This window comes from Pseudomonas sp. A125, assembly GCF_055409485.1.
The window spans coordinates 1-14601 of record NZ_JBUZVP010000023.1 but is presented as its reverse complement, the minus strand read 5'-3'; the positions used below and the strand labels follow the sequence as shown (position 1 = coordinate 14601).

The window sequence follows — 14601 nt, the reverse complement described above, 5'->3', positions numbered from 1 at the left end:
CTACTTGCGCACTTTGATGGAGAACAACCCTTGCGGGCGCAGCATCAGGATCAGAATCACCGACGACAGCGTCAGCACCTTGGCCATCGAGCCACTGAGGAAAAACTCCGACAGCGATTGGGTCTGGGCGATCACGAACGCCGAGGCAATGGTGCCGAACAGGCTTTGCGCGCCGCCGAATACCACCACCAGGAAGGTGTCGACGATGTACTGCGAACCTGCGGTCGGCCCGGTGGAGCCGATGGTGGTGAACGCCGCACCGGCCACGCCCGCCACGCCGCAACCGAGGGCGAAGGTCATGCGGTCGACCTTGCGCGTATTGATGCCCACCGCACGGCTCATCAAGCGGTTTTGCACGGTGGCGCGCACTTGCAGGCCCCAGCGCGAACGGTAGAGCATGACAAAAATCGCACCGGTCAGCAGCAGGGTCAGGCCCATCATGAACAGGCCGTTGCGCGGGATTTCGATGGCGTCGGTGAGGTTCACCGAACCCATCAGCCAGGCCGGCGGTTCGGCACTCACTTCACGGGCGCCGAACACCGAACGGAAGGTTTGCTGCATTACCAGGGACAAGCCCCAGGTGGCGAGCAACGTGTCCAGCGGCCGCTTGTACAAACGGCTGATCATCGCCCACTCCACCAACCAGCCAACGGCGCCGGCGACGAGGAATGACAGGGCAATGGCAAAGAAAAAGTAATACGGCTGAAAGCTCGGCGCGAAGTGCGCGGTGAGGCTGGAGCAGACATACGTGGTGTAGGCGCCAATGGTCAGGAACTCACCGTGGGCCATGTTGATCACGCCCATCTGGCCAAAGATGATTGCCAGTCCCAATGCCATCAGCAACAGCACGCAGAACACGGACAAGCCGTTGAACCCCTGCATCGCCGCGATGGCTCCAAATTCCGATAGCCATTCCATGATGATGGTCTCCTGGGACCTGGTGAAAAACATTCCCGTAGGAGCCGGCTTGCCGGCGATGGCATCACCTCGGTTTAACTGACAGACCGAGTCGCCTGCATCGCCGGCAAGCCGGCTCCTACACGGGTTGTGTTAACCCTTGGGGTTATTGGTAGCCTTTCGGGAACGGGTTCGGCTCGATCAGATCCGACTCGTAGATCACCTTGAACTGGCCGTTGGGCAGTACTTCGCCAATGCGCGACTTGCTCCACAGGTGATGGTTTTCGTGGACCTTCACGTAGCCTTCCGGCGCATTTTTCAGCTCGATGCCCGGGGACGCGGCGACGACTTTATCCACGTCGAAACTGCCCGCTTTCTCTACCGCCGCTTTCCACAACCATGGCCCGAGGTAAGCCGCCTGGGTCACGTCGCCGATGACTGCATCCTTGCCGTACTTGGCCTTGAACGCTTCCACAAAGGCTTTGTTGTTCGGGTTGTCGAGGCTCTGGAAGTACTTCATCGAGGCATAGAAACCGGCCATGTTTTCGCCGCCGATGCCCAGCAGTTCGTCTTCGGTCACCGACAGGGTCAACAGGGTTTGCTTGGACGAATTCACGCCCGCCGCGTTGAGTTGTTTGTAGAAGGCCACGTTGGAGCCGCCCACCACGGCTGCGAACACCACGTCAGGCTTTTTCAGCTTGACCTTGTTGATCAGCGAACCGAATTGGGTGTTGCCCAGCGGGTAGTAGTCTTCGCCGACCACGGTGCCGTGCAGCACGTTTTCAATGTGTTTGCGCGCGATCTTCATCGAGGTGCGCGGCCAGATGTAGTCCGAGCCCACCAGGTAGAAGGTCTTTGCGCCCTTGGTCTTGGCGATCCAGTCGAGGCTGGCGAGAATTTGCTGGGTGGCTTCCTGGCCGGTATAGATCACGTTTTTCGACTGTTCCAGGCCTTCATAGAACGTCGGGTAGTAGAGCAGGCCATTTTCTTTTTCGAAGATCGGCAATACAGCTTTGCGTGACGCTGAGGTCCAGCAGCCGAACACCGCCGCCACCTTATCGTTGACCAGCAGTTTCTTGGCTTTCTCGGCGAAGGTCGGCCAGTCGGACGCGCCGTCTTCCTGGATCACCTTGATCTGCCGCCCGAGGATCCCGCCCGAAGCGTTGATCTGCTCGATGGCCAGGCGTTCGGCCTGGATCGAACCGGTTTCGGAAATCGCCATGGTGCCGGTGGCCGAGTGCAACTGGCCAACGGTGACTTCCGTCGGCGTGACGGCCAGGCCTTCGTTATCGGCCATGACGCCATGGCTGAACAGGCTGGCCGCCAGCAGTGATAACGCCAGCAACGGTTTGGAGCGGATCAATCGTGATTCCATGGGGCGACTCCTCTGCAATGAGGGGGTCAGCATGGCGGCAGGTGGCCAGGGCGGGTATACGCAGCCTGACGTAACGGAGTACGTCATTTGACGTATGCCGTTACGCACCATTTTCGAGCAGCCTGTGGTGAGCGGGCTTGCTGTGGTGAGCCCACTTGCTGTGGTGAGCCCACTCACTGTGGTGAACCCACTTGCTGTGGTGAGCGGGCTTGCTGTGGTGAACCCACTTGCTGTGGTGAACCCACTTGCTGTGGTAAGCCCACTCACTGTGGTGAGCCCACTTGCTGTGGTGAGCGGGCTTGCCCCGCGCTGGGCTGCGAAGCAGCCCTAACAAAGCCACCGTTTATCTTCAGACGAACCGAGGCGGCAGGTTTTGGGGCTGCTTCGCAGCCCAGCGCGGGGCAAGCCCGCTCACCACAAAAGCCGAACCCCACAGGACTGGGGCACGAATATTGCTGCCATCCCCCCATCCTTGCAGGAGTTCTCCACCGTGCATCCCCTCCCCGGCACCCAGCGCATCGTCAAGATCCGCCGCGACTACAATTCCTGGGTCGCCGACGAGACCATGGAAGACTACGCCCTGCGCTACACCCCAAAATCCTTTCGCAAATGGTCGGAGCTGCGCATCGCCAACACTGCCTTGGGCGCGGTGTCATTCCTGGCACTGGAGGCCATCGGCGGCGTATTGGCCTTGAGCTACGGCTTCACCAACACCTTCTGGGCCATCCTCGCCATCAGCCTGGTGATCTTCCTTACCGGCCTGCCCATCAGCTACTACGCCGCACGCTATGGCGTAGACATGGACCTGCTGACCCGCGGCGCAGGCTTCGGCTATATCGGCTCCACGATCACCTCGCTGATCTACGCCAGCTTCACCTTCCTGTTCTTCGCCCTCGAAGCGGCGATCATGGCCCTGGCCCTGGAGTTGTATTTCCACATCCCGCTGGCCATCGCCTATGTGATCTGCTCGCTGCTGGTGATCCCGTTGGTGGCCTACGGTGTAACCCTGATCAGCCGCCTGCAACTGTGGACACAACCGCTGTGGCTGGTGCTGCTGGTGCTGCCTTACGGCTTTGTACTGTGGAAAAACCCAGAAGCCTTCAGCGATTGGACCAGCTTCGTCGGCCGCAGCAGCGACGGTGGCGACTTCAACCTGCTGTCGTTCTGCGCCGCCTGCACCGTGGCGCTGTCGCTGGTCACGCAGATCGGCGAGCAGGTGGACTACCTGCGCTTTCTCCCGGAAAAAACCAGCGCCAACCGCAAGCGCTGGTGGGCCGCGCTGCTGTGCGCCGGGCCCGGCTGGATCGTGCCGGGCGCCTTGAAGATGTTCGCCGGGGCGTTCCTGGCGTTCCTCGCCCTGCAACATGAAATCCCCATGGAGCGCGCTGCCGAGCCGACCCAGATGTACCTCGTCGCCTTCGGCTATGTGTTCTCCTCACCCGAATGGGCGCTGGGGGCGATGGTGCTGTTCGTGTTCATCTCGCAGATGAAGATCAACCTGACCAACGCCTATGCCGGCTCCCTCGCCTGGTCGAACTTCTTCGCCCGTGTGACCCACAGCCACCCCGGCCGTGTGGTGTGGCTGGTGTTCAACGTGGCGATTGCCCTGATGCTGATGGAGCTTGGGGTGTTCGATGTGATCGAGCAGGTACTGGGGCTCTACGCCAATATCGCCATCGCGTGGATCGGCACGCTGGTGGCGGACCTGGTGATCAACAAGCCGTTGGGCCTGTCGCCCAAACACATCGAATTCAAGCGCGCGCACCTCTACGACATCAACCCGGTGGGCGTCGGCTCGATGCTGATTGCCTCGCTGCTGTCGATCCTCGCCCACTTCGGCCTGTTCGGCGCGCTGGCCCAGGCCGCGCCGCCGTTTGTCGCACTGGGCACCGCGCTGGTCATGGCGCCGTTGCTGGCGTGGCTGACCCAGGGCCGCTACTACATTGCACGCAGCAGCGAGGCGCAGTTGATTCACCCCCAGCCCGGCACCGGCCTGGTGATCTGCGGGCTGTGCAGCAACCCGTTCGAGATGGCGGACATGGCCTTCTGCCCGGCCTACAGCACGCCAATCTGCTCGCTCTGTTGCTCGCTGGATGCGCGCTGCGGCGACCGCTGCAAACCGCATGCGCGCCTGGCCACCCAGTTCGAAAACGTATTGCGTTGGTTGCTGCCCTCCACGTTGGTGCCGCGCCTGCATACGCGGTTGGCGCATTATTTGGGGTTGCTGATCGCACTGGTGCTGATGCTCGCCGGCGCGCTGGCATTGATCTACATGCAGGCGGCCCAGGGCTTGCCCCATTCGCAAACCTTGTACCAGGCGTTTTTCAAGGCCTTCCTCACACTCTCGGTGTTGGCCGCCGTGCTCGCCTGGTGGGTGGTGCTCACCCGCGAAAGCCGCCGCGTGGCCCAGGAAGAATCCGACCGGCAAACCTCATTGCTGATGCAGGAGATCGCCGCCCACAGCCTCACCGACCAGGCCCTGCAACAGGCCAAGGAAGCCTCGGAAGCGGCGAACGCAGCCAAGAGTCGCTACGTCACCGGGCTATCCCACGAACTGCGCACGCCGCTCAATAGCATCCTCGGTTTCACCCAGATTTTGCAGCGCGACGGCGCCATGCCCGAGCAGCACCAGGACGCCCTGGCGACAATCTTGCGCAGCGGCTCGCACCTGTTGTCACTGATCGACGGCCTGCTCGACGTGGCCAAGATCGAGGCCGGCAAGTTGCGCTTGGAACTCACCGAAATCCCCTTCCCGGAACTGATCCACGACCTGGAGCTGATGTTCACCCCACAAGCCGAAGACAAGGGCCTGCGCTTTCGCCTGGATTGCGTGGGCAAGATCCCCGCCGTGGTGCGCGGCGATGAAAAACGCGTGCGGCAGATCCTGATCAACCTGCTGGGCAACGCGATCAACTTCACCGACAGCGGCGAGGTGCGCCTGCGGGTCAGCTACATGCGCGAGACCGCCAACTTCGAGATTATCGATACCGGCATCGGCATTGACCCGGAGCAGATCGAGCGGATTTTCCAGCCGTTCGAACGCGGCGACCTGATGCGCCAGGACAAAGGCGTGGGCCTGGGCCTGACCATCACGCGCATGCTGACCTCGTTGATGGGCGGCGAATTGCGGGTGGTCAGCGAGTTGGACAAGGGCACCTGCTTCCAGGTGCGGTTGTTTCTGTCCCAGGTGCGCGTGCCGCAAGCCGTGGTGCATGTGGAGCACGACATCATCGGCTACCACGGCGAGCGGCGGCGCATCCTGGTGGTGGACGACCATGTGGACCATCGCAAAGTACTCAGCGGCATGCTCACGCCCCTGGGTTTCGAGGTGGCCCAGGCCAGCAACGGCCAGGACGCGATCCGCCAGGTCGCGCTGCTGGCGCCGGACCTGATCCTGATGGACCTGTCGATGCCGACCATGGACGGCTGGGAAACCAGCCGGCTGATCCGGCGTAACGCGTTGTCCACCGCGCCGATCATTGTAATTTCCGCCAACGCCTTTACCGACGACCGCGAACGCAGCATTGCCGGCGCCTGCAACGACTACCTGGCCAAGCCGGTACGCACCCCGGAACTGCTCGGGCGCCTGCAGTTGCACCTGGATTTGCAATGGCTGCGCCGCAGAACACCGATTGCAGCGCCTGTGGCCACCCCGGGCGTGCTGCCGAGTGCCGAAGACCTGGCCGTGCTCGCCGAACTCAGCGCCATCGGCTACGTGCGCGGCCTGCATGAAAAACTCGAAGCGATCCTGGCTCAAAACCCCGACACCGCACCGTTTATCACCTCACTCCGGGCGCTGCTGAAAAGCTTTCGCCTGGAAGAACTCAACCGAATCCTGAAGGAGGCCGAAGATGAATGCCTTGACCCGCAGCGCTGAACCCGGCGTGGTGCTGATTGTCGACGACACCCCGGACAACCTGGCGATGCTCTCCGACGCACTGGACGATGCCGGCTACATGGTGCTGGTGGCGCTGGACGGCCTCAGCGCGCTGAACCGCGTGCAACGCCGGCGCCCGGATTTGATCCTGCTGGACGCGGTGATGCCCGGGCTGGACGGGTTTGAAACCTGCCGCCGGCTCAAGGCGCAACCGGCCAGCGCGGATATCCCGGTGGTGTTCATGACCGGGCTGACCGACAGCAAGCATGTGGTGCAGGGCTTTGAAGTGGGCGGCAGTGATTACGTGACCAAGCCGATCCAGACTGATGAGGTGCTGGCGCGGGTGGCGGCGCATTTGCGTACGTCACGGATTTTGCTGTCGGCGCGGGCGGCGACGCAGCCGAGCGTGATCACCCTGGACGATGAGCCGGCGCATAAGCTGCTCTCGGCGCGGTTTCAATTGACGGAACGCGAAGTGGAAGTGCTGCGCTGGGTGGCGTGTGGCAAGACCAACAGGGATATTGGCGACATTTTGGGCCTGAGCCCGCGCACGGTGAACAAGCACCTGGAGCATGTGTATGTGAAGTTGGGGGTGGAGACGCGCACGGCGGCGACTTCGGTGGCGATGGCGGCGATGAGCCCGGTGCGCTCCCAAACCATGGCGACAATCTAATGTAGGAGCTGGCTTGCCTGCGATGGCGCTCTATCAGTGACAAAAAGGTTGGCTGACCCACCGCTATCGCAGGCAAGCCAGCTCCCACATTAGAGCTCTGTTGTGGCGGACAACTGCTAACCACCGAAGATCTGCGAAGGCCGGCGCAACGTCGGATCAAACGGGTTGATTTTCGGCCCGATCGCCGCCGCCTCACGCTTGAGCAACTCCACCACCGTGGGCAACCGCCCCGGCCCCAGCCGGTCACTGATGGTCGCCACACTCAACGCCGCCACCGCATGCCCATTGCGGTCCAGGATCGGCACCGCCAAACCGGCCATGCCTTCCAGCACCCCGGTATTACGCGCGGCATACCCCAACCGCCGAACACTCTCGACCTCCGAGCGCAAAAACACCTCGTCGTACAGATGGAAATCCTTGAGCCGGGGCAAGTTGTAGCGGATCACCGTCTCGCGCTCTTCCTCCGGCAGGAACGCGAGGATCGCCAGGCTGCCCTGCCCCACGCCCAACGCCACGCGCCCGCCGATGTCACCGGTAAACGTGCGGATCGGGTACGGCCCTTCACTGCGGTCCAGGCAGATCGCATCAAACCCGCTGCGCGCCAACAGGAACAATGAATCCCCCAACGACGCACTGAGGCGCAACATGCTCGGCCGCACCAGGTCCCGCAGGTTGCCGGTGTTGCCCGCATTCGCCGCCAGGGCAAAGAACTCCAGGCTCAACCGATAGCGCTTGCTGCGCGCATCCTGCTCGACCATGCCTTCGTCCATCAGGCTGCGCAGCAGCCGGTGGGTGGTGGGTTGGGACAAACCCACCTGCTGCGCCAACTGCGTCACTCGTTCGCCGCCGTCCGGCGCCGCGCCGAGGATGCGCAGCAGCGCAAACAGCCGTGAGACGCCACCGGCGCCGACTTCCTTGACACTTTCATTCCGCTCAGTGGAATCCATAAGCCGATATCTCACACTAAATTCTGGTCAGTGAATGAAACTGAAAAAAGTAGTCTATCCAGTGAAATTCCATCTTCCGCCATCCTAGTCTTCGCCCTAATCTGCGTCCACAGGGGCGAAATGAACAACTAACGGCAGCCGACTCAAGATCGAGCGCCAACGCACCCGCACTACCCTTTTCGCATCTGCCCAAAACAAAAAAGCGCGTTTCGACGCGACTCAAAAAAGGTGGAACGCAGACATGGCTTTTCTCCAACTCAACGCCTTGAGCAAACGCTACGGCGCCGTCGACGCGGTGGTCGCCACTGATCTTGCGGTGGAAAAAGGCGAATTCGTTTCCCTGCTCGGCCCTTCGGGCTGCGGCAAGACCACCACCTTGCAAATGATCGCCGGCTTCGTCGATGTCACGGGTGGGCAGATCCTCCTCGATGGCCGCGACATCACCCACGCCAAACCTGCCAGCCGGGGCTTGGGCGTGGTGTTCCAGAGCTACGCGCTGTTCCCCCACATGACGGTGCGCGACAACGTCGCCTTCGGCTTGAAGATGCGCAAGGTACCCGCCGGCGAGATCGCCAGCCGAGTCAAGAGCGTGCTGGAACTGGTGCGCCTCGCTCCTCATGCCGAGCGCTACCCGCGTGAACTCTCCGGCGGCCAGCGCCAGCGCGTGGCCCTGGCCCGCGCCTTGGTGATCGAGCCGCCGGTGTTGCTGCTGGACGAGCCGCTGTCGAACCTCGACGCCAATTTGCGCGAAGAGATGCAGTTCGAAATCCGCCGCATCCAGTGCGAAGTCGGGATCACCACCTTGATGGTCACCCACGACCAGGCCGAAGCCCTGTCCATCAGTGACCGGGTGGTGGTGATGCAGGCCGGGCGCGTGACGCAGATCGACGCGCCCTACAAACTCTATGAGCACCCACGCACGCGCTTTATCTCCGACTTTGTCGGCAAGGCCAACCTGCTGGCGGGCGACTTCGATCAACTTGGCGCGCCGCAAGTGCGTTTCGAGCCAGGCGCAGGCGAACTGACCCTGAGCCTGCGACCGGAAAAAATCGACCTGGTGGCCACGGGCTCAGGGCGCCTGCAAGGCAAGATTCTCGACAGCTACTTCTTCGGCAGCCAATGGCTGTACCGCATCAAGACCGACATCGGCGAATTGACCGTGGTGCGGCGCAACGACGGCAGCGCGCCGCTGGGTTGCGGTGCACCTGTGGGCCTGGATTGGGAGTCACACCTGCTGCGGGTGCTGGCCGCCGATGAGGTGCACGCATGAGCCGTGGCTACCTGTTGTCGTTGCCGGCGCTGGTGTTGTTTTTCGGGCTGCTGATCCTGCCCCTGGGCCTGACGCTGGTGCTGTCGTTCAACGTGTTCGATTACCAAGTGGGCGTGAAGGCCGATGAGTGGACCTTCGCCCACTACCTGTCGCTGTTCAGCGATTCGTACTTCTACGAGATCTTCTGGCGCACCTTCTGGATCAGTGCCCTGGTGACCTTGCTCTGCGTGGTGATCGGGGTACCCGAAGCCTACATCCTCAGCCGCATGGGCACGCCATGGCGCTCGATCTTCCTGATCCTGATCCTCACGCCGTTGCTGATCTCGGTGGTGGTACGGGCGTTTGGCTGGAGCTTGCTGCTGGGCGCCGATGGCCTGGTGAACCAGGTGATCCAGGCCCTTGGCGGCAAGCCGGTGAAGCTGCTGTACACCTCGTTTGCCGTGATCATCGCGTTGGTGCACGTGATGCTGCCGTTCATGATCATCCCGGTGTGGACCTCCCTGCAAAAGCTCGACCCGTCAGCCGAGCAGGCGGCGCTGTCCCTGGGTGCAAGCCAGGCCACGGTAATGCGCAAGATCGTGTTGCCACAGGTGATGCCCGGTGTGCTGTCCGGCACCTTGATCGTATTCGGGCTGGCCGCCAGCTCCTTCGCGATCCCCGGCCTGTTGGGCGGGCGCCGGCTGAAGATGGTCGCCACGGTGGTGTACGACCAATACCTCTCGGAACTCAACTGGCCCATGGGCGCGACCATCGCGGTGGTGCTGCTGTTGGTCAACCTGCTGATCATGTTGAGCTGGAACCGCATGGTCGAAGGCCGCTACAAAAAGTCCCTGGGAGTATAAGACGATGTCCAGAAACGGTCCTTTGGCCCTGGGCTTTCACGGCCTGGTGGTGCTGTTCATGATGGCGCCGCTGGTGGTGGTGTGCCTGGTGGCGTTCACCCCGGAAAACACCTTGAGCCTGCCGACGTCGGGGTTTTCCCTGCGCTGGTTTCATGCAGTGTTTGAGCGTGCCGACTTTATCCAGGCGTTCTATAACAGCCTGGTGCTGGCGTTTGTCGCCGCCACATTAGCGACGCTGATCGCGGTACCGGCGGCGCTGGCGATCAGTCGCTACCAGTTCCCCGGTCGCAACTTTTTCAGCGCGCTGTTCCTCTCGCCGATCATCATCCCGCACCTGGTGCTGGGGGTGGCGATGCTGCGGCTGTTTGCGATGATGGGCGTCAACGGCAGCTTCACCTGGTTGATGCTGGCGCACGTGGTGATCATCACGCCCTACGTGTTGCGCCTGGTATTGGCCGCCGCCATCGGCATTGATCGCAGTGCCGAGCAGGCTGCCGAATCCCTAGGTGCCAGCCGCTTCACCCTGTTTCGCCAGATCACCTTGCCGATGATTTTGCCCGGCGTAGCCGGTGGCTGGTTGCTGGCGTTCATCAACAGTTTCGATGAAGTTACCCTGTCGATCTTTGTCAGCTCGCCGGCCACTCAAACCTTGCCGGTGCGTATGTACGTGTACGCCACCGAATCCATCGACCCGATGATGGCGGCCGTGTCGGCGCTGGTGATTGGGTTGACGGCGGCGGCGATGATTTTGCTGGACCGGGTCTACGGCCTGGACCGCGTGTTGGTAGGAAAGCATTGATGGCTCTGTTCAAACGACTGGCCGAGACCGAGCGGCCAACCCTGGCCTTCACCCTCGACGGCCAGCCCGCCACGGGTTTGCTCGGGGACACCTTGCTGACCGCCGTACTGACCTGCGCCGAACACCTGCGAGGCAGTGATTTCAGTGCCGAGCGCCGCGCCGGTTTCTGCCTGATGGGCGCCTGCCAGGATTGCTGGGTAAGGCTTGAGGACGGTCGGCGGGTGCGCGCCTGTTCGACCTTGCTCGAAGACGGCCAGGCGATTCGTCGTGATCCGGGGCGCCAGGCATGAATACAGTGGTGATAGTGGGCGCAGGCCCGGCGGGCATTACCGCAGCACGCACCTTGCTCGATCATGGCGTAACCCCGGTGCTGGTGGACGAAAGCCTGCGCGGTGGCGGGCAGATTTATCGGCGCCAGCCAGCGAACTTCCAGCGCTCGCCCAAGCAGTTGTATGGCTTCGAAGCGGGCAAGGCGACGGCGCTGCATCGCACCCTGGATGAACTGGCCATGTTGATCGATTACCGCCCGGAAACCCTGGTGTGGAATGCCGAGAACGGTCGCCTGGACATGCTCAACAACGGCCACGCCGAAAGCATCGACTACACGCAGATCATCGTCGCCACCGGCGCTACCGACCGTATCCTGCCAGTGCCGGGCTGGACCTTGCCCGGCGTGTACAGCCTGGGCGCTGCGCAAATCGCGCTGAAGTACCAAGGCTGCGCCATCGGTGAGCGCGTGGCGTTTTGTGGCAGCGGGCCGTTGTTGTACCTGGTGGCGTATCAGTACGCCAAGGCCGGGGCCAAGGTGGTAGCGGTACTCGACAGCGCGCCGTTCAGCGCCCAATGCCGTGCGTTACCGGCGCTGCTCGGCCAACCGGCGACGCTGGCCAAGGGGTTGTATTACCGCGGCTGGCTCACCGCCCATGGCATTCCGGTGCACCAGGGCGCAACCCTGTCGCACATCGACGGCGAGCAGCGGGTCACGGGCATTCACTGGGATAAACAGCAGATTGCCTGTGACGCCGTGGCCTTCGCCCATGCGCTGCGCAGCGAGACCCAACTGGCGGATTTGCTCGGGTGTGAGTTTGCCTGGAGCGAATTGAATCGCGCCTGGTTGCCCGAGCGTGATGCGGCCGGACGCAGCAGTGTCGCGGGCGTGTATCTGGCTGGCGATGGCGCCGGGATCATGGGCGCCGACGCTGCGCAAATGGCTGGCGAGCGAGCGGCATTGGCGTTGCTGGCAGACACCGGCATCGCCATCGACCAGCGTCGCGGCCCCGCGCTGGAGCAGCAATTGGCGGGCATCCAGCGCTTTCGTCATGGTCTGGAAACCGCCTTCCCGTTCCCCGAAAAATGGGCCGCCAGCGCCCCGGATGAATTGATCCTGTGCCGCTGTGAAGAAGTCAGCGTCGGCGAGGTGCGCGCGGTGGTGGATGAAGGCCACTGGGAAGTGAACCGGGTCAAAGCCCATTGCCGGGTTGGCATGGGCCGTTGCCAGGGCCGGATGTGCGGATTGGCGGCGGCGGAAATCATTGCCGAACGCAGTGGGCGCGAGATTGAAAACATTGGCCGCCTGCGGGGCCAGGCGCCGATCAAACCCTTGCCGTTTGGCGTACAGGTGCAGCCATGATCGACAGCGAAGTGATCGTATTGGGCGGCGGGATTGTTGGCGCTTCAGCGGCCTTGATGCTGGCGCAAAAAGGTCGGCGAGTGGTGCTGCTGGAGCGGGACTTTTGCGGCTCGCACTCCAGTGGCGTCAACTATGGCGGCGTGCGCCGGCAAGGTCGTCCGTTGCATCAGTTGCCGTTGTCGCAACGCTCCCATGAGCTGTGGTCCGACTTGCCGGGGCTGATTGGCATCGACGGTGAATACGTGCGCTCCGGGCATCTGAAGCTGGCCCGCAGTCACGATGACCTGGCCGCGCTGCAGGCGTACGCCGACGCTACACATGGCTTTGGGCTGGGCCTGCAAATGCTTGATCACACTCAACTGCGCGCGCGGTTCCCGTGGGTGGGCGATGTGGCGGTCGGCGCTTCGTTGTGCCCGCAAGACGGTCACGCCAACCCGCGCCTGGTCTCCCCTGCCTTTGCCCGCGCCGCGCAACGCCAGGGTGCCAGGGTGATGGAGCAAACCGAAGTCAGTCAGGTTGAACATGACGGCCAGCGATTTCAGGTGCGCTGTGCCAATGGCCTGCACCTGCAAGCCCCGTGGCTGCTGAACTGCGCCGGCGCCTGGGCCAATACCGTGGCCGCACAATTTGGCGAGCCGGTGCCGATGACGTCGGCGCACCCGGCAATGCTGGTGACCGAGCCATTGGCGGTAGTGATGGACGTGAGCACCGGCGTCGAAGGCGGCGGGATCTACGCGCGGCAGGTCGCCCGTGGCAATTGCATCCTGGGAGGCGGTCGCGGCTTTGCATTGGGCCCGCAACAGGCACGCCCGGGGCAAGCGGCGGTGCTGGAGATTCTGCGCAACGCCGGCGAGCTGTACCCGTTCCTCAAAGGTGCCCAGGCCATTCGCACCTGGAGCGGCACCGAAGGTTATCTACCCGACCACGAACCGGTGATCGGCGACAGCAGCACCCAACCCGGCCTGCTGCACGGTTTCGGCTTTGCCGGCGCCGGGTTCCAGCTCGGCCCTGCGGTCGGTGAAGCCCTGGCAGAGATCGTCTGCGCGGGGACCAGCCGGCAACCCATCGAAGCGTTTTCCATCCGTCGTTTCCAAGCCTGAGAGGAAGAACATGTCCATGATCAAACGTACTGCGCTGTCTTGCCTGTCCCTCGCCCTGTTGAGCACGGCGGCCCACGCCGCACCGACGCTGTACCTGGGCATGAACGGCGGCACCATGGAACGGGTCTACGCCGACAAGGTGCTGCCCGCCTTCGAGAAGGCCAACAACGTCAAGGTGGTGATCGTGCCGGGCACCTCGTCGGACATCCTGGCCAAGGTGCAGGCCAACAAGGACAACCCGCAGATGCACGTGATGTTCCTCGACGACGGCATCATGTACCGCGCCATCTCCATGGGGCTGTGCGAGAAGCTCACGCCTAACCCGACGCTGGATCAGATTCCGGCCAAGGCCAGGATCAAGGACGAAGCGGTTGCGGTGACGCTCGGGGTGACTGGCTTGGGCTACAACGCCAAGATGTTCAAGGAAAAGGGCTGGGCTGCGCCGACGTCGTGGATGGACCTGGCAGACCCGCGGTTCAAGGACAAGGTGGTGTTCCAGTCCCTGGCCTCCTCGACGTTTGGGCTGCATGGGTTTTTGATGTTCAACCGGATTCAGGGGGGCAGCGAGACTAACGTGGAGCCGGGGTTCAAGGCGTGGCCGAAAACGGTTGGGCCTAACGTGCTGGAATATATTGCCAGTTCGGCGAAGATTTCCGAGATGGTGCAGACGGATGAGGCGGCGATCTTTCCGCTGACGCCGACCCAGGTGACCACGCAGCAGTTGTTGGGTGTGCCGATGGAGTATGCACAGCCCAAAGAGGGCGCGGTGGTGTTGAACGTGGCGGAGTGTGTGATTGCACGCAATGACCAGCCGGAGTTGGCGCAGAAACTGGCGCAGTTCTTGTTGACCGCGCAAGCGCAGGCGCCTGCACTTGAGTTGGGGGATCAGATTCCTTCGAACCCTACTACGCCGACGACTGACAAAACCCGAGCGCGGGTGGAGGCCATGAACAGTTATTTGCAGACGGCGATTTCGATTGACTGGGACCAGGTGAACCAGGCGCGACCGGAGTGGAATGCGCGGTGGAGTCGGTCGATTGAGCGGTAGGGCTTTTGGTGTGTATATCCATTTTTGGGGTGATGGCTGGTATTGGTTCCGCTCTTACAGCGGGTCACTTTTGAAAGGAGCCCAAAAGTAACCAAAAGGCTCTTGCCCCACCACTCGGCACCTCGCTTAGGCTCGGTGTGCCC

The 14601-nt window shown here is 62.6% G+C and carries 12 protein-coding genes; 9 read left to right on the top strand and 3 right to left on the bottom strand.

From position 1 onward, the window contains the following. Both urtB and urtA read right to left on the bottom strand, forming a co-directional pair. Positions 1–918 (bottom strand): urea ABC transporter permease subunit UrtB, encoded by a 918-nt coding sequence (urtB, locus tag ACZRN6_RS25875; protein WP_169387756.1) that lies wholly within the window; start codon positions 916–918, stop codon positions 1–3. Positions 919–1063: 145 nt separating this feature from the next. Continuing rightward, a complete protein-coding gene (urtA, locus tag ACZRN6_RS25870; RefSeq protein ID WP_322145969.1) occupies positions 1064–2272 on the bottom strand; it encodes an urea ABC transporter substrate-binding protein in 1209 nt (402 codons plus the stop codon). A gap of 490 nt (positions 2273–2762) precedes the next feature. Between urtA and ACZRN6_RS25865 the strand changes: the two genes are divergently transcribed. Together ACZRN6_RS25865 and ACZRN6_RS25860 are read left to right on the top strand one after the other, a co-directional pair. Further along, positions 2763–6149 carry an ATP-binding protein gene (locus ACZRN6_RS25865; protein ID WP_464009166.1) on the top strand — a complete coding sequence of 1129 codons (3387 nt, stop codon included), beginning with the start codon at positions 2763–2765 and terminating at the stop codon, positions 6147–6149. Beyond that, entirely contained in the window at positions 6124–6822 is a 699-nt protein-coding gene (locus ACZRN6_RS25860; protein ID WP_322145971.1) for a response regulator, read from the top strand. Before ACZRN6_RS25865 ends, ACZRN6_RS25860 begins: the two co-directional genes overlap by 26 nt. Positions 6823–6938: 116 nt before the next feature. Here the strand turns inward: ACZRN6_RS25860 and ACZRN6_RS25855 are convergent, their stop codons facing one another. Beyond that, on the bottom strand, positions 6939–7769 hold the full coding sequence (locus ACZRN6_RS25855) for an IclR family transcriptional regulator (protein ID WP_003218269.1): 831 nt from the start codon (positions 7767–7769) through the stop codon (positions 6939–6941). 241 nt (positions 7770–8010) lie between these two features. Between ACZRN6_RS25855 and ACZRN6_RS25850 the strand changes: the two genes are divergently transcribed. From ACZRN6_RS25850 to ACZRN6_RS25820, 7 genes are read left to right on the top strand one after another with little or no spacing between them, the layout of a single operon-like run. Further along, the gene (locus ACZRN6_RS25850; RefSeq protein ID WP_322145973.1) at positions 8011–9039 is read left to right on the top strand and encodes an ABC transporter ATP-binding protein; all 1029 of its coding nucleotides are present in this window, start codon (positions 8011–8013) and stop codon (positions 9037–9039) included. Beyond that, the gene (locus ACZRN6_RS25845; RefSeq protein ID WP_003218273.1) at positions 9036–9881 is read left to right on the top strand and encodes an ABC transporter permease; all 846 of its coding nucleotides are present in this window, start codon (positions 9036–9038) and stop codon (positions 9879–9881) included. Before ACZRN6_RS25850 ends, ACZRN6_RS25845 begins: the two co-directional genes overlap by 4 nt. Positions 9882–9885: 4 nt before the next feature. Further along, the gene (locus tag ACZRN6_RS25840) at positions 9886–10680 is read left to right on the top strand and encodes an ABC transporter permease (RefSeq protein WP_003218275.1); all 795 of its coding nucleotides are present in this window, start codon (positions 9886–9888) and stop codon (positions 10678–10680) included. Further along, on the top strand, positions 10680–10970 hold the full coding sequence (locus ACZRN6_RS25835; protein ID WP_010175266.1) for a (2Fe-2S)-binding protein: 291 nt from the start codon (positions 10680–10682) through the stop codon (positions 10968–10970). Before ACZRN6_RS25840 ends, ACZRN6_RS25835 begins: the two co-directional genes overlap by 1 nt. Then, positions 10967–12310, top strand: coding sequence for an FAD/NAD(P)-dependent oxidoreductase (locus tag ACZRN6_RS25830; protein WP_464009165.1), 1344 nt, complete (start codon positions 10967–10969; stop codon positions 12308–12310). The genes ACZRN6_RS25835 and ACZRN6_RS25830 overlap by 4 nt, the downstream gene beginning before the upstream one ends. Beyond that, positions 12307–13410 carry an NAD(P)/FAD-dependent oxidoreductase gene (locus ACZRN6_RS25825; RefSeq protein ID WP_322145976.1) on the top strand — a complete coding sequence of 368 codons (1104 nt, stop codon included), beginning with the start codon at positions 12307–12309 and terminating at the stop codon, positions 13408–13410. The genes ACZRN6_RS25830 and ACZRN6_RS25825 overlap by 4 nt, the downstream gene beginning before the upstream one ends. A 16-nt stretch (positions 13411–13426) precedes the next feature. Next, positions 13427–14458: an ABC transporter substrate-binding protein gene (locus ACZRN6_RS25820; RefSeq protein ID WP_464009164.1), complete on the top strand. Its 1032-nt coding sequence runs from the start codon at positions 13427–13429 to the stop codon at positions 14456–14458. Positions 14459–14601 lie beyond the last annotated feature (143 nt).